Origin of the sequence: Microbacterium forte (assembly GCF_031885415.1) — a bacterium.
Classification (GTDB): domain Bacteria; phylum Actinomycetota; class Actinomycetes; order Actinomycetales; family Microbacteriaceae; genus Microbacterium; species Microbacterium forte.
This window is the reverse complement of record NZ_CP116871.1, coordinates 2,500,875-2,521,739: the sequence shown is the minus strand read 5'-3', so window position 1 is coordinate 2,521,739 and position 20,865 is coordinate 2,500,875. Positions and strand designations below refer to the sequence as shown.

Annotated in this window: 18 protein-coding genes; 6 read left to right on the top strand and 12 right to left on the bottom strand. The window is 66.9% G+C overall.

Features of this window, described 5'->3' with window-relative positions; genetic code table 11:
* Window positions 1-94: 94 nt before the first annotated feature.
* The 3 genes from OB895_RS12145 to OB895_RS12135 all read right to left on the bottom strand — a co-directional run bounded on the left by OB895_RS12145 (window position 95) and on the right by OB895_RS12135 (window position 3,403).
* Entirely contained in the window at window positions 95-1,420 is a 1,326-nt protein-coding gene (locus OB895_RS12145; RefSeq protein ID WP_042541536.1) for a GAF domain-containing protein, read from the bottom strand.
* 199 nt (window positions 1,421-1,619) lie between these two features.
* Window positions 1,620-3,047 carry a CCA tRNA nucleotidyltransferase gene (locus OB895_RS12140; protein ID WP_042541537.1) on the bottom strand — a complete coding sequence of 476 codons (1,428 nt, stop codon included), beginning with the start codon at window positions 3,045-3,047 and terminating at the stop codon, window positions 1,620-1,622.
* Between the two features lie 62 nt (window positions 3,048-3,109).
* Window positions 3,110-3,403 (bottom strand): hypothetical protein, encoded by a 294-nt coding sequence (locus OB895_RS12135; RefSeq protein WP_079113838.1) that lies wholly within the window; start codon window positions 3,401-3,403, stop codon window positions 3,110-3,112.
* Between the two features lie 71 nt (window positions 3,404-3,474).
* On the opposite strand from OB895_RS12135, the gene OB895_RS12130 reads away from it, so the two are divergent.
* Together OB895_RS12130 and OB895_RS12125 are read left to right on the top strand one after the other, a co-directional pair.
* Window positions 3,475-5,232, top strand: a complete 1,758-nt coding sequence (locus OB895_RS12130) for an alkaline phosphatase family protein (protein ID WP_042541539.1) — start codon at window positions 3,475-3,477, stop codon at window positions 5,230-5,232.
* A gap of 20 nt (window positions 5,233-5,252) precedes the next feature.
* Complete coding sequence (locus OB895_RS12125) at window positions 5,253-5,714, top strand: ASCH domain-containing protein (protein WP_042541540.1); 462 nt, start codon at window positions 5,253-5,255, stop codon at window positions 5,712-5,714.
* Window positions 5,715-5,824: 110 nt separating this feature from the next.
* Here OB895_RS12125 and OB895_RS12120 read toward each other — a convergent pair whose 3' ends face one another.
* On the bottom strand, window positions 5,825-6,880 hold the full coding sequence (locus tag OB895_RS12120; protein WP_042541541.1) for an LLM class flavin-dependent oxidoreductase: 1,056 nt from the start codon (window positions 6,878-6,880) through the stop codon (window positions 5,825-5,827).
* A 40-nt stretch (window positions 6,881-6,920) separates the two neighbouring features.
* Window positions 6,921-8,453 carry a DUF7059 domain-containing protein gene (locus OB895_RS12115; RefSeq protein WP_376708814.1) on the bottom strand — a complete coding sequence of 511 codons (1,533 nt, stop codon included), beginning with the start codon at window positions 8,451-8,453 and terminating at the stop codon, window positions 6,921-6,923.
* Window positions 8,454-8,552: 99 nt separating this feature from the next.
* On the opposite strand from OB895_RS12115, the gene OB895_RS12110 reads away from it, so the two are divergent.
* The 4 genes from OB895_RS12110 (at window position 8,553) to trxA (ending at window position 13,826) form a co-directional block, all read left to right on the top strand.
* The gene (locus OB895_RS12110) at window positions 8,553-10,766 is read left to right on the top strand and encodes a DUF6049 family protein (RefSeq protein ID WP_311877828.1); all 2,214 of its coding nucleotides are present in this window, start codon (window positions 8,553-8,555) and stop codon (window positions 10,764-10,766) included.
* Complete coding sequence (gene murJ, locus OB895_RS12105; protein ID WP_056374975.1) at window positions 10,759-12,372, top strand: murein biosynthesis integral membrane protein MurJ; 1,614 nt, start codon at window positions 10,759-10,761, stop codon at window positions 12,370-12,372. The genes OB895_RS12110 and murJ overlap by 8 nt, the downstream gene beginning before the upstream one ends.
* A gap of 89 nt (window positions 12,373-12,461) precedes the next feature.
* Window positions 12,462-13,436, top strand: a complete 975-nt coding sequence (trxB, locus tag OB895_RS12100; protein ID WP_042541570.1) for a thioredoxin-disulfide reductase — start codon at window positions 12,462-12,464, stop codon at window positions 13,434-13,436.
* A 66-nt stretch (window positions 13,437-13,502) separates the two neighbouring features.
* A complete protein-coding gene (trxA, locus tag OB895_RS12095; protein ID WP_042541543.1) occupies window positions 13,503-13,826 on the top strand; it encodes a thioredoxin in 324 nt (107 codons plus the stop codon).
* A 58-nt stretch (window positions 13,827-13,884) separates the two neighbouring features.
* Here the strand turns inward: trxA and OB895_RS12090 are convergent, their stop codons facing one another.
* The 7 genes from OB895_RS12090 to OB895_RS12060 form a co-directional block, all read right to left on the bottom strand.
* Window positions 13,885-14,403, bottom strand: coding sequence for a GrpB family protein (locus tag OB895_RS12090; protein ID WP_042541544.1), 519 nt, complete (start codon window positions 14,401-14,403; stop codon window positions 13,885-13,887).
* 22 nt (window positions 14,404-14,425) lie between these two features.
* Window positions 14,426-14,761: a hypothetical protein gene (locus tag OB895_RS12085; protein WP_042541545.1), complete on the bottom strand. Its 336-nt coding sequence runs from the start codon at window positions 14,759-14,761 to the stop codon at window positions 14,426-14,428.
* 9 nt (window positions 14,762-14,770) lie between these two features.
* The gene (locus tag OB895_RS12080; protein WP_056374976.1) at window positions 14,771-16,219 is read right to left on the bottom strand and encodes a sugar porter family MFS transporter; all 1,449 of its coding nucleotides are present in this window, start codon (window positions 16,217-16,219) and stop codon (window positions 14,771-14,773) included.
* Between the two features lie 62 nt (window positions 16,220-16,281).
* Window positions 16,282-17,250 (bottom strand): ParB/RepB/Spo0J family partition protein, encoded by a 969-nt coding sequence (locus OB895_RS12075; protein WP_079113844.1) that lies wholly within the window; start codon window positions 17,248-17,250, stop codon window positions 16,282-16,284.
* Complete coding sequence (locus OB895_RS12070) at window positions 17,250-18,125, bottom strand: ParA family protein (protein WP_153302272.1); 876 nt, start codon at window positions 18,123-18,125, stop codon at window positions 17,250-17,252. Before OB895_RS12070 ends, OB895_RS12075 begins: the two co-directional genes overlap by 1 nt.
* 461 nt (window positions 18,126-18,586) lie before the next feature.
* On the bottom strand, window positions 18,587-18,727 hold the full coding sequence (locus OB895_RS12065) for a hypothetical protein (RefSeq protein ID WP_156145942.1): 141 nt from the start codon (window positions 18,725-18,727) through the stop codon (window positions 18,587-18,589).
* A gap of 203 nt (window positions 18,728-18,930) precedes the next feature.
* Window positions 18,931-19,389 carry a dephospho-CoA kinase gene (locus OB895_RS12060; RefSeq protein WP_042541571.1) on the bottom strand — a complete coding sequence of 153 codons (459 nt, stop codon included), beginning with the start codon at window positions 19,387-19,389 and terminating at the stop codon, window positions 18,931-18,933.
* Between the last annotated feature and the right edge of the window lie 1,476 nt (window positions 19,390-20,865).

The following is a 20,865-nucleotide window of genomic DNA, read 5'->3' as shown; positions in this document are numbered from 1 at the left end:
GCATCCGTCGAACGGCTGATACTTCCCCGGATGGCGGGTATGCCGTCGGCGTGTGGGCGGCCGGGCGGGGATCCGTCAGCCGGATGACCCCGGGTCAGCGATCTTCGATGCGTTCGATGCGCGCGACGAGTCCGGCGCGCTTCGGAGACCGGGCCGGCAGCATCTCGAGAGCGAGACGCAGCGCCGCGGCATCCCCCTGCCCTTCCGGGATCTCCGCGTATTCCAACAGAACGTCGAGGCTCGCCTCCGACAGCATCGTCTCGCGCAGCGCCGCTCTCACCGACTCACGGAACTCCTCCACACCCGGCGAGGTCGACTCGGGAAGCACAGGGCCGCGATAGGCGGTGAGGGCGACACGATGTGCGCCTCGGTCGAGCAGCGAGAGCACGTCGTGCGCATCGGTCTCGAGCGGCACCGTCAGTCGGTAGGGCCGGGACTCCGGAACGAGGCTGGGCGCGTGCTTCTCGAGAACCTTGCGCAGGCGCACCATCTCAGGACGCAGCGTGTCGGCAGACGCTTCGGGTCCGTACACGAGTTCGCTCAGTCGCTCGGCAGACAGGCCCTGGCGGTTCACTGCGAGCATGAGCAGGATCGCGGCATGTCGGGCGCTCAGCTCGATCATCGACTCCTCGAGCTCGGTCTCGGTCTCGAGACGCGCTCTGTCTCGCCCGAGCACGTGCAGGGTCGCGCGGGTCGTGGGCTTGGCGCGCGACGAGAACGTCGCGGGGCGTGGGGCCTCGCTGCGCGCCCGAAGCCGCGCCACCATCAGCTCGGACTCGACGGCGCGCGCCGTGGCGTCGACCAGCAACCGCGCCTGGGTCGAGACGACCTCGTCACCACCCGTGACATCGATCACTCCGAGCACCCGCCGCGTCTCGGGGTCGCGGACCGGTGCCGCGGTGCACGACCACGGATGCACCAGCCGGTTGTAGTGCTCGGCCCCGCGGATCTGCACCGACTGATCGAGGGTGAGAGCCGTGCCCGGTGCCGTCGTGCCGACGGCGTTCTCTGCCCAGTTCGCGCCGGCGACGAATCCCATGCCCTCGGTGAGCGACTGCAGTTGGCGGTCGCCTTCGATCCACAGCAGCCGACCGGCCTGATCGCCCACGGCGACGACGACCCCCGCCTCCTCGGGGGTGCCGGGCAGGAGCAGCGCGCGGATCATGTCCATGGCGGATGCGAGCGGATGCGCGAGTCGATAGGCCTCGAGCTCCTCGGTCACCAGCTCGATCCGCGGCGCCTCCTCGGGCCCGACCCGGCCTCGCCACGACCGCACCCACGACTCACGGACGAGAGGACGCACCTGCTGCAGTCGATGATCTTCGAGGTTGCCGGCGATCAGCTCTTCATGCGCGCGCTCGATCAGGAGACGAGAGGCCTCAGGAGGGCCATCACGTGACACCTGCCACGACACAACCACGGCGTCTCCATTCGTCGTCGGTGGAGCGTTACCTCAGTGTAGGAGCCGGATGCCGCGGGCGGTACCCGCGATATTCCGGTTGCGCACTCAGATCCACGCGCAGGTGAATGCTCGGATCACGGATGCAGGGTGACATGCGTGTTCTGGGCATGCACCTGCCGTACGGGCATCCCCAGGTGTGCCCGCCCGCGGAGCGAGCTCAGGCCCGGGCGGCCCACCATTCGCGAAGGCGCTGCTCAGCGGCATCCGTTCCGATGACACCCTCGTCGAGGCGCAGCTCGAGCAGGAATCGGTAGGCCTCGCCGACCTCGCGGCCGGGCGCGATGCCGAGGATGCTCTGGATCTGGTTGCCGTCGAGCTCCGGGCGGATGGAGTCGAGCTCCTCCTGCTCGCGCAACGCGGCGATGCGCGACTCGATGTCGTCGTAGGCCGAGGCGAGCCGCCCTGCCTTGCGCTTGTTCCGCGTGGTGACGTCGGCGCGAGTGAGGATGTGCAGGCGTTCGAGCTGGTCGCCCGCATCGCGCACGTAGCGGCGCACCGCGGCATCCGTCCAGGCGCCCTCGGCGTAGCCGAAGAACCGCAGATGCAGTTCGATCAGCTTCGACACGGCCTCGGTCGTGTCCGTGTCGAACCGCAGCGCCTGCAGACGCTTGCGCGCCATTCTCGCCCCGACCACGTCGTGGTGGTGGAAGGTGACGACGCCGCCGTCTTCGAGCTTGCGAGTGCGGGGCTTGCCGATGTCGTGCAGAAGCGCGGCGATGCGCAGTGCGACGTCAGGTTCAGCCCCGGGGTTGCGCGACTGCTCGAGCGAGATCGCCTGGTTGAGCACCGTGAGCGAGTGCTCGTAGACGTCCTTGTGGTGGTGGTGCTCGTCGACCTCGAGCCGCAGAGCGCTCACCTCGGGCAGGAACTCCTCGATCAGACCTGTCTCGACGAGCACGCGGATGCCGCGCACGGGGTCGTCGGTCTGCATGAGCCGCACGAGCTCCGACTGGATGCGCTCCGGGCTCACGATCTCGAGAGTCGCTCGCAGCTGAGTGATCGCGTCGAACGTGTCGTCGTCGATGCGGAAGCCGAGCTGAGCGCTGAAGCGCGCGGCGCGCAGCATGCGCAGCGGGTCGTCGCCGAACGACACGTGAGGGCTCGCCGGCGTGCGCAGGACACCTGCGATGAGGTCTTCGACTCCCCCGGTCGGGTCCACGAGCTTCACAGCCGGCACGAGCAGCGCCATCGCGTTGACGGTGAAGTCGCGTCGGTGCAGGTCGGCCTCGATCGTGTCGCCGAACTCGACGGTCGGCTTGCGGGTCACGCCGTCATAGCTGTCGGCCCGGTACGTCGTGACCTCGACCTGTTCGCCCTGCACACGCGCGCCGATGGTGCCGAATGCGCGGCCGATGTCCCACTGGGCGGTCGAGATCGGCTTGACGATGCGCAGGATGTCGTCCGGCATCGCGTTCGTCGTGAAGTCGAGGTCGTGCGTCGGCCTGCCGATCAGCGCGTCACGCACGGGTCCGCCGACCACGGCGAGGTCGAAGCCCGCTGCCTCGAACGCCCCGGCGAGGGTGCGGACGACCGGGTTCTCGGCGAGCGCGCCGAGACGGACGAGGCCGTCAGCCATATTGAGCATGGGTTCCAGCGTACCGGGGTGCGGGTGTCATCCGTCGGCGGCTGGTGTGTCCGGGCAGGGTGTCAGAACAAGGGGTTCTCGCCCTTGGCCTGCGCGACCGCGCGAGCTCTCGCCTGCACCAGCCGCATGAGGAGCATGCTCATCAGGAACCCGCCGATCACCGCGACGGCGACGATGAACCAGATCCCGATCTCGGGGTCGATCAGCTCGAAGCCGTAGATCGCGACAGCGAGGAGAAGCAGCACCGGGCCCTCGATCAGCGCGAACGTGACGAACAGCCGCGTCTGACGGCGACCGAAATCGGCGTTGACCGCCCGGACGCGCGCCTCGATCGAGGACTCTCCTGCGTAGCTCATGCCCCCCACCGTAGCGGCGCCGCGTTCCGCATCCCGTGCGTCGACACCCTCCGCGTCCTAGGATCGGCATCGTGACCGGAGAACAGAGCGAGTCCCCCACCGCGCCTGAGCCCTCCCGGCGAGGATTCCTCAAGATGGGCGGCGCCGCACTGGCCGGCGCCGTGATCGGCGGCGCCGGAGGTGCGGCGATCGGTGTGAACGTCGCGAATCAGCGAAAGGGCTTCGCCTCCGACCCCGATCCGTTCGCCGCGCTGACTCCGCGCAGCGAACCCGGCTTCGACCACCTCGTCGTGGTGATGGGCGAGAACCGGTCGTTCGACAACCTGCTCGGCTATCTGTACTCAAAGGAGACGCTTCCGAAAGGCGAGAAGTTCGAGGGTCTCGCTTTCGGCACGCACAGCAACACCGCGGCCGACGGCACGGTCGTCGACGCACACGTCTACACCGGAGACACCGACCGGATCATGAGCCTGCCCGACCCCGACCCGGGCGAGGAGTATCCGCACGTCAACACGCAGATCTTCGGCACGGTCGACCCGAAGGACAACGCCGACCTGTTCGTCGATCAGATGTCGGCCCCGTTCAACGCACCGACACACGGCGAGAAGGCGACGATGTCGGGGTTCCTCGAGGATTACATCATCAACTTCCGCCGCCTGCGCAAGGGCGTCGAGCCCAAGCCCGAGGAGGCCGCGCACATCATGGGCTCCTTCTCCCCTGAGATGCTGCCCGTGCTGTCGACGCTCGCCTCCGAGTTCGCGGTGTTCGACCACTGGTATGCCGGGGTTCCGTCGCAGACGTTCTGCAACCGGTCGTTCTTCCACGCGTCGACCTCGCACGGCTTCGTCACCAACCAGGCGGGCGGCGGCTACCGCAAGTGGCTCGACGCCCCTGCGGCGCCGACGGTGTTCAATCGGCTCGAAGACGAGAAGGTCAGCTGGAAGATCTACATCGACAAGCTCCAGCTGGTGTCGTTCACGGGGATGCTGCACGCCGCAGTGCTCGAGAAGTACTGGCGCACCGAGCACTTCGGCACGATGGAGGACTTCTACGCAGAGGCGAAGAACGGCACCCTGCCGGCATACGCGTTCATCGAACCGCGCATGGTCTACGACCACAACGACTTCCACCCGCCGTTCGGGTCGCCTCGCGAGAGTGTCGTCGACGGCGAGCCCGTCTACGACAGCGCGATCTCCGATGTCCGGGCCGGAGACCGTCTGATCCACGACATCTACGAGGCGGTGCGCACCAGCGCGTCGCCCCAGGGCTCGAACGCGGTCAACACCCTGCTGCTCATCACCTTCGACGAGCACGGCGGGTGCTACGACCATGTGCCTCCCCCCTCGGCGACGAAGCCGACGAAGGACACCGGGGCGGGCGAGATGGGTTTCACGTTCGATCGACTCGGATGCCGTGTGCCGGCGATCGCGGTGTCGGCGTACACGCGTCGAGGAACCATCGTCCACGACGAGATGCACCACGGGTCGGTCACGGCCACCCTCTCGCGCCTGCACGGCCTGAAGCCGCTCAACGACCGCGACCAGTCGGCGAACACGCTCTTCGCCGCCGTGAACCTCGACCAGCCCCGGCATCCCGCCGACTGGCCCGTCACGACACCCGCCTACACGCCGCCGAACCCCGAGCGTGCGGAGCCGAAGCCCGGTGACCCCACCGAGATGAAACCGCTCACCCCGCCTGCCCGAGGTCTGCTCGGTCTGCTGATCGCCAAGTACGGCAAGCCGGGCGAACCCGAGCCCGAGACGTTCGCCGACGCCTACCGGCTGCTGCACGAGCACGGCGAGGAGCTGTTCGGCCCCGCGGCCAAGTAGCACGGCAATAGGCTTGCCGCATGACCGACAGTGCCGCGCTCACCGCCTTCTGGAACCATGTCCGCGCAGAGAATCCTGCGCTTCCGGAGCAGACGCCCGGCGCCTGGGCCTTCGGCGCGACGCCCGACCATGCCGATTCTCTGCTCGCGCTCGTCCTCGCCGGCGTGAAGACCGGCACCGCCTCCTCGCAGTGGGACTACGACGAGACGGGTGACCCCGAGCCGTACGTCGGAGAGCTGAGCATCATCCTCGACGGATCCGGCGCTCCGCGCGCCGTGCTCGAGACGACCGCGGTCCGTACTGTGCCCTTCGACGAGGTCACCGACGAGCACGCGCACGCGGAAGGAGAGGGAGACCGCACCCTCACCTACTGGCGCGAATCGCACGAGCGGTACTGGCGCGCCCACTCCGAGAACCCCCGGGGATTCGAGGCCGACATGCCGATCATCTGCGAGCGCTTTCGCGTCGTCCACCCCGCCTGACCGACGCCTCCGCACCGCAGAGCACGGTCAGCCCGGAATCCGCGGTCCGCGACAAGGAAAGGGCGGACGCTGTCAGCATCCGCCCTTTCGTCGCCCGAGCCGACAGGTCGTCAGACCGGATCGCCCTGCACAGGCCCTTCGGTGTTCGGCTTCCAGCCGAGTGCCGGAGCGACGTGCGTCGCGAACGACTCGAGCACGTGGAGGTTGTAGGCGGGCCCCAACTGGTTCGGGATCGTCAGCAGCAGTGTGTCTGCCGACATGACCGCCTCGTCGGCCAGGAGCTGCTGGATGAGCACGTCCGGCTCGGCCGCATACGTCTTGCCGAACGTCGAGCGGAAGCCGTCGATGATGCCGATCTGGTCGGCGTTCTCCTCGCTGCGCAGGCCGAAGTACGCCCTGTCCATGTCGGAGACCAGCGGGAACACGCTGCGGCTGACCGAGACTCGCGGTGCACCGGTGTGACCGGCCTCTTTGTAGGCGGCGCGGAAGAGGTCGATCTGCTCGCGCTGCAGCTGGTGGAAAGGCACGCCTGTCGCCTCGGTGAGAAGCGTGGAGCTCATCATGTTCAGGCCCTTGCGTCCGGTCTCCTCAGCCGTGGCCCGTGACCCGGAGCCCCACCAGATGTGGTCGCGCAGAGTCGGCGACTGCGGCTCGATCGCGAGATAGCGCCCGGCGCCGACCATGCGGGGGTCGCCGGGGGCGAGACCCTCACCATCGATGGCACGGAGGAAGAGATCGAACTTCTCGCGAGCGATCACGCTGCCCCGCTCGGGGTCTTCCTCGTCATGGAAGCCGAAGGTCTCGTAGCCGCGCAGAGCCGTCTCGGGTGACCCCCGGCTCACGCCGAGCGCGATGCGCCCGTCGGCGATCAGGTCGAGGGCGGCGGCCTCTTCGGCGAACTGGAAGGGGTTCTCGTACCGCATGTCGATCACGCCGGTGCCGACCTCGATGCGCTTCGTGCGCGCGGCCATGGCCGACAGCAGCGGCATGGGCGAGGCGGCCTGCCGTGCCCAGTGGTGAACGCGCACCGAGGCGCCGTTCACGCCGATCTCGTCTGCACCCTCCGCGATCTCGATGGTCTGCTTCAGCATGTCTCCCGCGGTGCGGGTCGCCGAACCGGGCACGTCTGCATAGTGCCCGAAGGAGAGGAATCCGAAAGCCTTCATGGTGTATTCGAACGCATAGATGGGGTGCGGTATTCCGTCATCACTCCCCCGGAACCAGCAGGCCGTCGAGCACGAGCTGCCGGATACGGGGTTCGAGGTCGGCCCACAGCTCGACGAGCGGCACCTCGAACAGGTCGGCGAGGGCCGAGACGATCTGCACGACGGTGAGGTCGCCGTCGCACGCTCCGACGAAACCGGCGAGCGCGGGATCGACCGTGATCGTGCGGGCGAATCCCCCGCCCTGTCGGAGTTCGATGATGCTCGGGTCGTCGTTGCCGGGGAGCAGATGGCGTGCCTCGGTGACGTCGGGAGCGACGAGCAGCGTGGCGGGCAGTCCGGCCGCGAGGACATCGTGTGCGGCGAGGCCCGCGCGCAGTGCGGCGCCCACATTCGAGACGGGTTGCGTCACGCGCTCGAGACGGCGCAGCGGGATGCCGTCGGCAACCGGCCGGCGCACCAGGATGTAGCCGAATCCGACCGCGGTGACGCCGCGGGCGGTGAAGTCATCGAGCCACGCCGTGAGGAGCGGAGTGAACGCGGCATCCCGCGGCGTCGTGCCCCCATCCCGGATCCACAGTTCTGCGTATCCGAGCGGCGAGAGCTCTTCACGCTGGATCACCCACAGGTCGAGGTCGGCGGGAACCCAGGAAGAGAGGCGGTCGAAACCGGAACGTCCGGTCAACGCCACCTGACCCCCGCGTGACTCCCAGTTGCCGAGCAGCTGCGCCACACCCCCAGGAGTCAGGAAGGACGGAACCGCGCGCAGGAACTGCTCGACGAGGGCGTCGCCGACGAGCCCTCCGTCGCGGTACTCGTATTCGGGCACGCCCTCTGCGCGCGGGGTGATCACGAAGGGCGGGTTCGAGACGATCAGGTCGAACGCCTCCCCCTCCACCGGGTCGAACATGCTGCCCAGGCGGAACTCGATGTTCGTGACGCCGTTCAGCTGGGCGTTCAACTCGGCATAGGCGAGGGCACGCGCCGAGATGTCGGTGGCCACGACCGAGCCTGCGTGGCGAGCGACCAGAAGTGCCTGGATGCCGCACCCTGTGCCCAGATCGAGAGCGCGGTCGACCTCGATCGGCATGATGATCTCGGCGAGGGTGCGCGAGGCTCCGCCGACGCCGAGAACGTGATCCGCCGGAAGCGCGCCGTCGAGCGCCACCTCATCCAGATCGCTGGCGATCCACCATTCACCGAACCCATCCGAGTCGACGAACGACTGCGGCCGCAGAAGCGAGGTGGGAACCACGTCGCTCCCCTCGATGCGTGCGAGACCGAGAGCGGCGAGGCCGTCGGCGCCGAGTCTCGGCAGAGCCGCGGTCACCGCGGCGAGCGGCTGCGGCATTCCGAGCACCAGCAGCCTGCCGAGCGTGGCGAGCACACCGCCGTCACCGGCGATCGAGCGCAGGATCGGCTCACGCATGCCTCTGGCCAGCGCGTCGTCCTCCTCTTCTCCCCACAGTCGGCGAAGAGGCTCCGAACGCAGATCCGCGTCGTCGAGATCCGCGGCGAGCGCGGTGCTGCGGAGCGGATCGGGCGTGGGGGCGAGGGTGTCGGACACGGCCGTCACTCTACGCGTCTTCAGGGTTCTCATTCAGCCAGCCGCCTAGAATCACAAGGTCAGCACTCACGAGCAGCCTGGGATCCCCGGCGTTCGAGGAAGACCTTCATGACCGCGACCACCCCCGAGAACGGCCTCCGCACGCGCCTGCACCGCCTGGCACGCGGATCCGTCATCTCGGCGATCGTTCTCGGCCTGGCCGGCGCGGGGGCCGGCAGCGCGTTCGCCGCCACCGATGCCGAGTCCGAGGGCTCGTCGATCGATCTGCTCGTCTCTGCCGGTGTCCGCGGCACGGTCGCTCCTGGGGCCGCGACGACGGCCTCGATCACCGTGCAGAACGACTCCCGGACCGAGCTCTCGTCCGGTCGCGTCACCGTGGAGCTCAACCGCACCCCCCTCACCGACGAGGCCGCCGTCTCGACATGGCTCGACGAGGCAGACGCCACGGGCGGCTTCGAACAGCTCGGCTCTGAGACGACTGCGCCCGTCGACGCCGAGGGATCCGTGACCTCGAGCCTCTTCCTGCCGCCCGAGGTTCTGGGCGACCTCGCCCCCGGCGTCTACCCGTTGCGAGCGACCCTCAGCGGAGCACAGACCGATGCTCAGGACGATGCGCGATCGGTGACGTCGACAACGGTGCTCGTCGTGACCGCCGCCGCGAACCCTCCCATCGCCGTGATGGTGCCGATCACGGCCACGCCCGACAACGGTGCCCTCCTGACCGCAGACGAACTCAGTGCCCTCACCGCCCCCGACGGCGCACTCACCGCGGCCGTCGAAGGAGTTCGCGGAACCTCGGCGATCCTGGCGATCGACCCGGCGATTCCTGCCGCCATCCGGGTGCTCGGATCCTCCGCGCCGCAGAGCGCCCGCGAGTGGCTGCGCCTTCTCGACGCATTGCCCAACGAGCGCTTCGCTCTGCAGTTCGCCGATGCCGACGTCACCACGCAGGCTCAGGCTGGCCTTCCCACGCTCCTGCAGCCCACGACGCTCGCGCCGTTCCTCAACCCGAGCAACTTCACCGAGCCCGCAGACGAGACTCCCACCCCCACCCCCACCGCGACTGCTGAGCCGACTCCGGCCTCGGTACCGACAGAGGGCGCTGTGCCGTCAGAAGGCACTGCGCCGACGCCGGCGCCGACACCGAGTGACGAACCGACGTCGCCGCCCACCGATGGCCCTGTGCTGCCCGATGATGCCGGACTCACCGCCATCGAGGGAACGACCCCGGGAATCCTGTGGCCGCGCAGCGATGTGTCCGCCGCCGACCTCGACGTCTTCTCGACGTATATGAGCGACGGCGCGGTCACGGTCCTGTCGTCGTCGGCCATCGAAGGCGCCGTCGGTGCGCACGCCGGTGTGGATGGGCGCAGCGTGCTGGTCACCTCGGCTGCAGCATCCGATGCCCTGTCGCAGGCCGCAGGGGAAGACGACACCGCCGCGCGTCAGCAGTGGCTCGCCGAGGCGAGCGCCCACATCTCCCTGACGGGCCAGTCGAACCCGACCGCACCGCTCCTGATCGGACTCGACCGCGACGAGACGCGCACGGCCGAGGCGCTCAGAGAGGCCGTCGCGTCGGTCGACTCCCTCGGATTCGGTCTCGCCGAGGTGCTGGCAGTCCCGGAGACTCCGGCGACGCTCTCGACCGATCCCGATCAGGCTCGTGCGACGGCTCTGCAGCGGATGCTCGAGAGCGAGATCGTGCTCGGCGATTTCTCCACGATCCTCGACGACAGTCAGCTGCTGCTGAGCCCCAAGCGCATCCAGATCATGCGGGCGACTGCGGTCGGCCTCACGGAGAAGGGATTCGACGACGCCGTCTCCGACGTGAACATCGCGACGACAGAGACCCTGAACGCCGTCGACATCCCTCCGGCAAGCACCATCCAGCTGCTCTCCGCCAACGCCGACCTGCCGTTCTCGGTGCGCAACGATCTGCCGTGGCCGGTGAACATCCAGCTCAGCGTCAAGCCGAGCGACCCGCGTCTCGACGTGCAGTCGGTGACGCCGTGGACGATCCAGCCCGGAACCACCACGAGGGTCAAGGTCCCCGTATCGGCCCGTGTCGGTAGCGGCGAGGTCACCCTGACGCTGTCGCTCTCGAGCCCCACCGGCGTGCCCATCAGTCAGCCGGAGAGCGTCCGCGTCTCGGTGCGGGCCGAATGGGAGGCGATCGGTCTCGGAGTCTTCGGCGGCCTCATCGTGCTGCTTCTCGGTCTCGGCATCATCCGCACCGTCCGACGTCGGCGCCGCGAGGCCATCGCTGAGAACGAACAGGAGACGACATCCGAGTCCGATGCCGTCGAGGAGATGAATGAGTAGTCTCGGGCGCGCCAGCGCCGTCATCGCGGCCGGCACCATGGTCTCTCGGGTGACGGGCCTCCTCCGAAGCATCGTGCTCGTCGGAGTACTCGGATCCATCTCTCAGGCTGCCGACGCCTTCACGGTGGCGAATCAGCTCCCCAACAGCGTCTTTCAACTGATCTCCGTCGGCGTGCTGACGGCTGTCATCGTGCCCCAGATCGTCAAGGCCACCGCAAAGCCCGATGGCGGCGGCGCCTTCATCTCGAAGATGTTCACGCTGGGCGTGGTGGTGCTCCTCGTCTGTACGGCGATCGCGATGATCGCCGCCCCCGGACTCGTCGCCCTCGCGACGTCCGACAAGCAGCAGGAGCTGCGCGCACTGGCGACCGCGCTCGCGTATTGGTGTCTCCCACAGATCCTCTTCTACGGCATCTATGCGCTCCTCGGCGAGACACTCAATGCGCGTCGCATCTTCGGCCCGTTCACGTGGGCGCCCGTCATCAACAACGTCGCGTCGATCGCCGGCTTCCTGGCGCTCGGTGCCCTGTTCGGCAACGTGCCTACGAGAGCCGCCGCCTGGACGCCCGAGATGACCGCGATGCTCGGAGGCACGGCCACCCTGGGCATCATGCTGCAGGCGCTGGTTCTGCTCGTCTTCTGGCGGCGCACCGGCCTCTCGCTCCGCCCAGACTTCCGCTGGCGAGGCGCGGGCCTCGGCACTGTGGGACGACTGGCCGGGTGGACCCTGCTGATGGCTCTCGCCGGCATCGCGGCGGGGTTCTTCCAGACCAGCATCGCTACGACGGTGTCGGGCACCGACGCTTCGACCACGGTGATGGCGAACGCATGGCTCGTCTTCATGCTCCCGTACTCGGTGATCGTGCTCTCGATCGGCACCCCGTACTTCACTCAGATCAGCGAGCACGCGGCGGCCGGTCGGGACGACGAGGTGCGTGCCGACATCAGCCGCAGCATCCGCACCCTGGTGTTCTTCATCATCGCCGCGATCGCCGCGGTCGCAGCGGCCGCTCTTCCCGCATCCCGGGTGTTCACGCGTTCCATAGACGAGACGTTCCAGGCAGCCCCGGTGCTGATCGCGTACCTCATCGGACTGCTGCCCCTGACGATCCTGTTCATCGTGCAGCGGACGTTCTACGCCTACGACGACACCCGTACGCCTTTCTGGTTCACGATCTTCCAGTGCACGCTCGTCGTCGGCACGGCCCTACTCGCGTCATTCCTCTACACCGCCGATGTTCTCCCCGCGAGCCTGCTCGCCGCAGCAGTCGCCCTCGGCCAGTCCATCGCGAGCACGGCGCAGACGCTGCTCGCGATCTGGTTGCTGCACCGCAAGATCGGCGGGCTGCAGATCGCGTCGTGGATGCTGTCCATCGGCCGGTTCGCTCTCGCGGCGATCCCGGCGGGAGCCGCCGGCTGGGGCGTGTTCCTCCTCATGGGCGGTGACGACGGCTGGACACTCCGGAGTCAGCTCTTCGGTGCCCTGGGCACCTGCATCATCGGCATCGCCGTCGTGGCGGTCTACATCGGCATCCTGGCCCTGCTGCGTGCCCCCGAGCTCAAGGTCGCGGGCTCCATGCTGCGGCGGTTCCTGCCAGGTCGCTGACCGCTCCTCGCGTGGGAATGTCGCGCGGCTACCATTGGTTGAAGCAGTCGAACGTCTTTCGGCGTCTCAGCATCTACGACGGAGAGCACATGCGTCAGGTCATCATCATCGGTTCGGGTCCCGCCGGATTCACCGCCGCCATCTACGCGGCGCGCGCGAACCTCAAGCCGCTGCTCATCGCGAGCACGGTCGAGGTCGGCGGAGAGCTGATGAACACCACCGAGGTCGAGAACTACCCCGGCTTCCCCGAGGGGATCCAGGGACCCGAGCTCATGGCCAAGTTCCAGGAGCAGGCTGAGAAGTTCGGCACCGAGGTCGTCTACGACGACGTCACCGAGCTCGACCTCGCCGGCCCCGTCAAGAAGGTCACGCTGGGCAGTGGCACCGTGCACGAGGCCCAGGCGCTGATCTACGCGACCGGCTCGGCCTACCGCAAGCTCGGCATCGAGGGCGAAGAGCGTCTCTCGGGCTACGGCGTCTCGTGGTGCGCCACGTGCGACGGCTTCTTCTTCCGAGAGAAGACGATCGCTGTCGTCGGCGGCGGCGACTCGGCGATGGAAGAGGCCACGTTCCTCACCCGCTTCGCCGAGAAGGTCTACGTCATCCACCGCAAGGACTCCCTGCGTGCGTCGAAGATCATGCAGGAGCGCGCGTTCGCGAACGAGAAGATCGAGTTCGTGTGGAACAGCGAGGTCGCCGAGATCCTCGGTGGCGACTCCGTCTCGGGCGTGCAGCTGCGCAACACGGTCGACGGCACGCTCAGCGATCTCGCCCTCGACGGTCTGTTCATCGCGATCGGCAACGACCCGCGCACGCACCTCGTGCACGACAAGCTCGAGCTGACCGCAGAGGGCACCATCTGGGTCGACGGCCGCTCGTCGGTCACGTCGGTTCCCGGTGTCTTCGCCGCCGGTGACGTCATCGACCCCACCTACCGCCAGGCCATCACGGCCGCGGGCTCGGGAACGGTCGCGGCCCTCGACGCCGAGCACTTCCTGGCCGATCTCGAAGACGCCTCGGTCGAGTTCCCGGCTGCGGAGGCCGCCGAGATCATCACCGCCTGAGCGGCAGGGAACAGTTTCACCTCGTCTGCTGTTGTAGCAGGCGAACCTCGAACAAGGAGAACTCTGATGAGTGCAAAGGCTACGAGCCAGGCGACCTGGGAGCAGGACGTTCTGCAGGCCGAAGGTCCCGTCCTCGTGGACTTCTGGGCCGAGTGGTGCGGACCCTGTCGCATGGTCGCGCCGGTGCTGGACCAGATCCAGGCCGACAACCCCGACAAGATCACCATCCTCAAGCTGAACGTGGACGAGAACCCGCAGCTGGCGATGAAGTACCAGATCACCTCGATCCCCGCGATGAAGGTGTTCCAGGGCGGTGAGGTCAAGACGACCATCATCGGCGCCAAGCCGAAGCCGGCCCTCGAGCAGGATCTCGCCGCGTTCATCGGCTGATCCCGCGTAGACACGGGCCGTCACTCCTCCGGGAGTGGCGGCCCTTTCTTCGTGCCGCCTACTTGTCGTAGACCGGCACCGAGGGCAGTCCTCGGGCTGCGCGCGCTCGGTCGACGATCTCCTGGATCACGGGAGTCTTCGCGGCGTTGTAAGTCGACGCACCGCGTGCGGCGGCGGCCACCGCGTCGCACTTGGCGTGGGAGTAACGGTCGGCATCGTCGGGATGCGACCGCAGCCAGTCCCTGAGCAGCCGCTGATGCACGGCATCCCACTCCCCCTCGACGAAGAAGTGCGCGATCGCACTGCGGATGCCGTCGGCTTCGAGGATCATCACCGGATGCGAGCGCACGGCGCTGCCCCGCCGCCAGCCACCGGCATGCAGAGCTTGGCTGTGGATCTCGAAGTCGTCGAGGTCCCTGATCCTGACGGCCACATCGATGATGGGCTTCGCCCGCATCCCCGGGATCGCCGTCGAACCGATGTGCTCGATCGTCCAGTCGGCATCCCCGAGAGCGCGGATCTGCCGTGCGATCCTCTCGAACTGCTCCGGCCAGGTGGGGTCGTAGCCGACAAGCATCCGAGGCACGATTCCGCGGCCCTCAGGAGGCGTCGGCGACCGAGGGATCCCAGCGGCGGTGGCGCTGCTTCTCGTCGAGAAGGCCCCAGACCGCCGGAGTGAGCTCCGGGTACTCCAGCGCGATCTGGCGAAGCACACGGTAGTGCCGGGCGGCGTTCGGGCGCACGCCGTCGTTCGCCGTGATGTTGTCGGCGCGCAGCAGGTAGACGACGAGCTCGTCGACGCTCGGCAGCTCCTCCATGAACTCCCAGGGGTCTTCTCCGCTCAGAAGCCTCTCCTGGATCAGCACGGCGAGTTCGTCCGACGCTTCTGCTCTCAGCACTTCGAGGCTGGCGCGGCGCGGAACGGACTCTGTCATGCTTCCAGCCTACGTCGCCTTGCGCGTGCCCCGGCGCTCCACCGTCAGCTCGTCGGTCATCTCCTCGAGCTCTTTGCCTTTGGTCTCCGGCACCTTGAAGTACACGAAGAAGAACGACAGCAGAGCGAAGAACGCGTAGAAGCCGTACGCGAACGTGAGGCCGATGTCGGCGAAGATCGGGAACGTCGTCGAGATGAAGAAGTTGGCCGCCCACTGCGCGGCCGCAGCGACGGCAAGGGCACCGGCACGGATCGAGTTCGGGAAGATCTCGCCCAGAAGAACCCACACGAGCGGACCCCAGGTGGCTCCGAAGAACACCACGAAGCCGTTGGCGCAGATCAGGGCCACTGTCGCCCATGGATCGGGAAGCGTCGCCGCGCCTTCGGCGTCGAGAGTGCCGAACGAGAAGGCCAGGGCCATGAGCCCGAGGGTCACTGTCATGCCCACCGAACCGACCAGGAGCATGATGCGGCGCCCCACCTTGTCGACGAGCAGGATCGCGATGATCGTCACCACGATGTTCGTCACCGACGTGATGACCGAGGTCAGCAGAGCGCTCGACTCGTCGAATCCGACCGACTGCCACAGCGTCGTCGAGTAGTAGAAGATGACGTTGATGCCGACGAACTGCTGGAACACCGACAGCAGGATGCCGACCCAGACGATCGGCTTGAGCCCGAGACGGCTGCCGCGGAGGTCGCGCAGCGACTCCTTGCGCTCCGTGTCGATCGTGCTGGTGATCTCTTTGATCTTCGCGTCGACGTCGATGGCGCCTGTGACGGTCTCCAGCACCTCTGCGGCACGTGTCATATCGCCCTTGCGCACGAGATACCTCGGTGACTCCGGAAGCCGCAGAGACACCAGCCCGTAGACCAGCGCGGGGATCGCCGCGACCATGAACATCCAGCGCCATGCCGTGAGCCCCCACAGGGGCTGGTCCGCTGCCCCTGCGATGTTCGCGAGCAGGGCGTCGGACAGCAGCGCAGCGAAGATACCCGTGACGATGGCGAGCTGCTGCAAAGACCCCAGTCGTCCTCGAATCGCGGCAGGTGAGACCTCAGCGATGTATGCAGGGGCGATGACGGATGCCGCACCGACGCCGAGTCCGCCGATGACCCGCCAGATGATCAGGTCGACGACGCTGAAGGCGAGTCCTGATCCGATCGCCGAGATGAAGAACATCGCTGCGGCGACGACCATCACGGGGATGCGCCCCCGTTTGTTCGCGATGGGGCCTGCGAACCATGCTCCCACCGCGCAGCCGATCAGAGCCGACGAGACGGCGAAGCCCTTGAGCCCGACCCCGAGGTCGAAGCCCGAGACATCGCCGGCCAGGGCATCGACGGCGCCGTTGATCACGGCAGTGTCGAAACCGAAGAGGAACCCTCCGAGAGCTGCGGCGATACTCACCGCGATGACGCGTCGCCTGACGCCTTCCGGATTCAGCGCTTTGGACATGGCATCCCTCTCGTCATCGCGATGTCGAGAGTCTACGACCGGTCAGTGGCTGCGGCGCGGCATCACGCCGGGCCATACCCCGATTCGCCGAGTTCGCTGAGGATCCGGTTCAGGTCCTGGATCGAAGCGAAATCGATGATGACCTGGCCTTTTCGTGCACCCAGCGAGACCTTGACCCGGGTGTTGAGGCGATCCCCGAGGGTGCCGGCGACCTCATCGAGATAGGCTCGGCGGGCGCCGGGGGTCGGCTTCGCGGTGCGACCAGGACTCGCCGGCTCGGTCTTCGCGGCGACCTCGGTGGCTCGTACCGACAGGTCTTCGTTCACGACCTTGTCAGCAAGACGCTGCATCGCCTCCGGCGTCTCCAGGCTGAGGATCGCGCGAGCGTGTCCAGCGGTCAGCACACCTGCGGCCACGCGCTGCTGCACGGGCATGGGCAGCTTGAGCAGGCGGATGGTGTTGCTGATCTGCGGGCGCGATCGGCCGATCCGAGTAGCCAGCTCCTCCTGGGTGATGCCGAAGTCCTCGAGCAGCTGCTGGTAGGCCGAGGCCTCTTCGAGGGGGTTCAGCTCGGAGCGGTGCAGGTTCTCGAGCAGTGCGTCGCGCAGGAGATCTTCGTCGGCTGTCTCGCGGACGATGGCGGGGATCTTCTCCAGGCCGGCTTCACGGGCAGCGCGGGTGCGCCGCTCCCCCATGATCAGCTCGTACTCGCCGTCACTGTTCTTGCGCACCACGACCGGCTGCAGCACGCCGAACTCGCGCACGCTGTGCACAAGCTCCGCGAGATCCTCCGCATTGAAGTGCGTACGCGGCTGGCGCGGGTTCGGCACGATCTTCTGCGGGTCGACCTGAATCAGGTGGATGCCGGGCACGACCTCGAGGTCGGCTTCAGCGGCAGGCTGGTCGCTGGTCTGATCCGTCGCCGGACGCAGGTTGGCACCGGGGAAGAACACATCCACGGGACGCTCGGACTGATCTGCTGTGGGAATGAGAGCACCGATGCCCCGACCCAGTCCAGTGCGCTTCGCCATCATTTCTCCTTGCTCTGCGTCGCCGTCCGCGACGCGATCTCGACAGCGGCCTCGCGATACGCGACGGCGCCGGCGGATTGCCCATCGTAGGCGATCACGGTCTGACCGAAACTCGGTGCCTCCGACACCCGCACCGAGCGTGGGATGACGGTGTCGAGCACCTGATCGGGGAAGTGTGTGCGGACCTCGTCAGCGACCTGCTGCGCCAGCCGCGTGCGGCCGTCGAACATCGTCAGCAGGATCGTGGAGAGATGAAGCCCAGGATTCAGGTGCTTCTGGATCATCTGGATGCTGCCGAGAAGCTGGCTCAGCCCCTCGAGTGCGTAGTACTCGCACTGGATCGGGATGAAGACCTCACTCGCCGCCGTGAAGGCGTTGATCGTGAGCAGACCCAGAGAAGGAGGGCAGTCGATGATGACGAAATCCATCGGGCTGTCGACGAGATAAGCGTCGAGCGCTCGTCGCAGGCGATGCTCACGCGCGACCTGAGCCACGAGCTCGATCTCAGCCCCGGCGAGGTGGATGGTGCTCGGAGCGCAGAAGAGGTTCTCGTCTTCCGGGCTCTGCTGCACGATGTCGGCGAGCGGGACGTCGTCGATCAGAACGTCGTACACACTCGGGGTATCGGCGTTGTGCGGCACACCGAGAGCGGTCGATGCGTTGCCCTGTGGGTCGAGGTCGATCACCAGGACCTTGGCGCCAAGACCCGCCAGTGCCGAAGCGACGTTGACGGCGCTCGTGGTCTTGCCGACACCGCCCTTCTGGTTCGAGACCGTGAGGATGCGAGTGTCTCCGGTGAAATCGATGTTCACCGTCTCGAGCGCACGGCGTCGAGCGGAGAGGTCGGCGAGTTCCCGCGCGAGCGGCGTATCCATCCCGAAAGAGTCCTTCGGTGATGCCTTTTCGGGCTGTTTCACGTGAAACATCCACTCCTTTCGGGGCCGTCCTCCACTCTAATCGCTGCGGGGGACGTTGCTGCGTCGGAGCTGGCGCTGGCGGCGGGATCGGTGGCGATTTCCGAGAGTCTCTCCGGGTCAACTCGCCCGGGAGCAGCGAGTCTCGCGGCGCACACGCCCCGCTGCGCGCTCAGGTTCTGGGGGCGAAGCATGGGTAGGGCTCAGAGGCGCTCCGTCGTGCGCGGGATCGGAGCACGAGCTGGTCCCGGACCTTCACTCCCGGTGGATGTGCGCGATTGCGGTCCCCGCGCCTTCGTCATCATCGACTCCCTCGCATGGTGTGCACGATGGTGGCACGGAAGATGGATCACGCTCTGTGTGTGTTGCCTTGGCGTGGCGTCTCGTCTCCCGTCCTGGGCTGCACACACGCCGGCGGGGGATCACGGCTGCGTCGTCGTCCGCTGGAGCATCGCCGACTGTGACCAGCCCTCGCCCTCTGCATCGTGGGCCTCACACGCGAAGTGGTCGAACAGCAGGAACGCATCATCCCGTGCGGCACGCGATGTGCGGGCTGGGCTCATCCTCACCATCGTTGTGATGCGCGCTCATACCGGTGGAGATCAGCCGAATCACCTCCTGAACTGCGCATCCGCTGCGCTGCCGGCAGCCTGCGCACAGCTATGGGACAACGGCTGGGTCATCCCTGTCGGCGCCGCGGAGCCTTGTCGGCCTCTGCCATCGTTCTCGCGCGTGCATCCTCGCGAGCGAACGAAGTCGGTGTGTTTCACGTGGAACGGTCAGCGCCGCGCAAGAGCTCTTCGATCCGATCGACCACATATTCGAGGGATTGCGTAGCGTCGATCTCCACCGTCGCCGTCGCACGGAGCCGTGGTTCAACCGACGCCTGATTCGACGTGATCTCTTCCTGCTCAGCTGCGGTCGAGCCGTAGGGGTTCGTGGTGCGTCGCCGTACCCTGTCGAGAAGTACCGCGATGGGCGCCGACAACAGAACCACGTGATCGAAGCGGTCGTAGAAGTCGCCTTGATTCTCGACGGTGCCGGACACGACCACTTCGGTACTCTCCCCCAACAGAGCACCCATGAGAACGTCGTCCCACAGCCCCGCCTCGGTGGTCCAGTGGCCGTAGTCCGTATCGACCACGGGGTAGCCCCGCTCCTCCAACTCGCGGAGTACGCTCGACTTGCCGACACCCGACATACCAGTGATGAGCAAGCGAACCATGTGCTCACGATACCGATGTTTCACGTGGAACATTGGCTCTCCGCGTCAGTGCCACCCGACTGTACCCATGCTGACGGCACATCGGCTGGCTTGCCCCTCTACGGATCGCGCGACTCACTGTGACCCCTATCGTCGACCCCTATCGTCGCGACGGTCCCTGCGTTCCGTTCGGCTCCTCCACGATCGATGCGCCGGGTGACTCCGGCGCTCTCGGGCACCGTCGCACTGACTCGGTCTCCGGTCATCGGGGTAGTTGGGTCAGAGACCCCTTTTCCTGATGTGGCCGCGCCGCTCACGGTCTACGCGCGAGAGCTCTCCGTAGTTCGGCCGTCCTGAAGAGCCTCGCAAATCGCTCACCTACCCTCTGTTGCCACAGCGTGTGTTGGCCCCAAACGCGTGAAGTGAGTCTTCGGAATAGGAACGGCCTCCTACCCAGCGCGTATCCCCACTTCCCCGTGCTTGGGTCAGCCACCAAGGCCGGAAAGCCCGACCACCCACCGTCGTGGGATCGCACATCCCGCGATTAAAACGGGTCGCCTGCACTTCACGTAACCCCAAGAGGTGGCCTCCTGTGGGGCTCGAACTCCCGCGGCCCATAGTCCCAGTCGCACTCAGAATCTGATCGGACCGCTCGAGTCACGTATATGAGAGTCACGCGACCACGGTGTTCCACGTGAGACAGCTGCTTCACGTGAGCGCGATGTTTCACGTGAAACGCCCTTGATGATCATCCTCTGTGCAGCCCCTCCCCCCCAATCAGGTCCAGACCTCCAATCTCGCGCCTACGGCTCGTTCGCCATAGGACACAACGGACGTGTGACACTCCCAACACGACCCTGCGGTTCCGCTGGGTGTGTGGAAGCACGCTCCAAAGGACTCCTCCATGTTCCTCTGGTGAGGAGACGATGCCGCAACGCACCGCGGCATCGCTAAGAGGTACGAACCCTCTCGGCTGCCACTGTTATCGCCATCTCATGGCTGTACGCGCCGACTGGTGCGGGCGCACTCGAGCCTTCTGGGGTAGACGACGCTTCTCACAATGACGTTTCACGTGAAACACCCGTCCCATACCCAGATGGTGCGTGTTAGATGTGGTCACACCTCACCGCCACCTGTCGCGGTTCGACTCCTCACGCCACGAGCACCGTTATCGCGGCTACGAACAGCCACTATGCACGTAGGCAGCCGGGCTGATTGGAAGGTCGCGAAGGCGTGTCAGCGGCACGACCAGATCTCGAATCGCGGCACTACGTTCAGGTATTTCGCCGACTCCACTGACGCTGGACGAACGAGTCACTCCGGACGAGGGTCTCTCCCCCGAGGGGCAGAGAGGTGCGTTTCACGTGAAACATGCTCAAAGGATCCCCTATTGAAAGCGCAGCTGAAGACATAACGAGATAGCACCCCGCCCGCCCTGACTACTCGGATCGGTCCGGTCCCTCCGGCTCGGTGCGGTCGACAGAGCATTGTCACCAC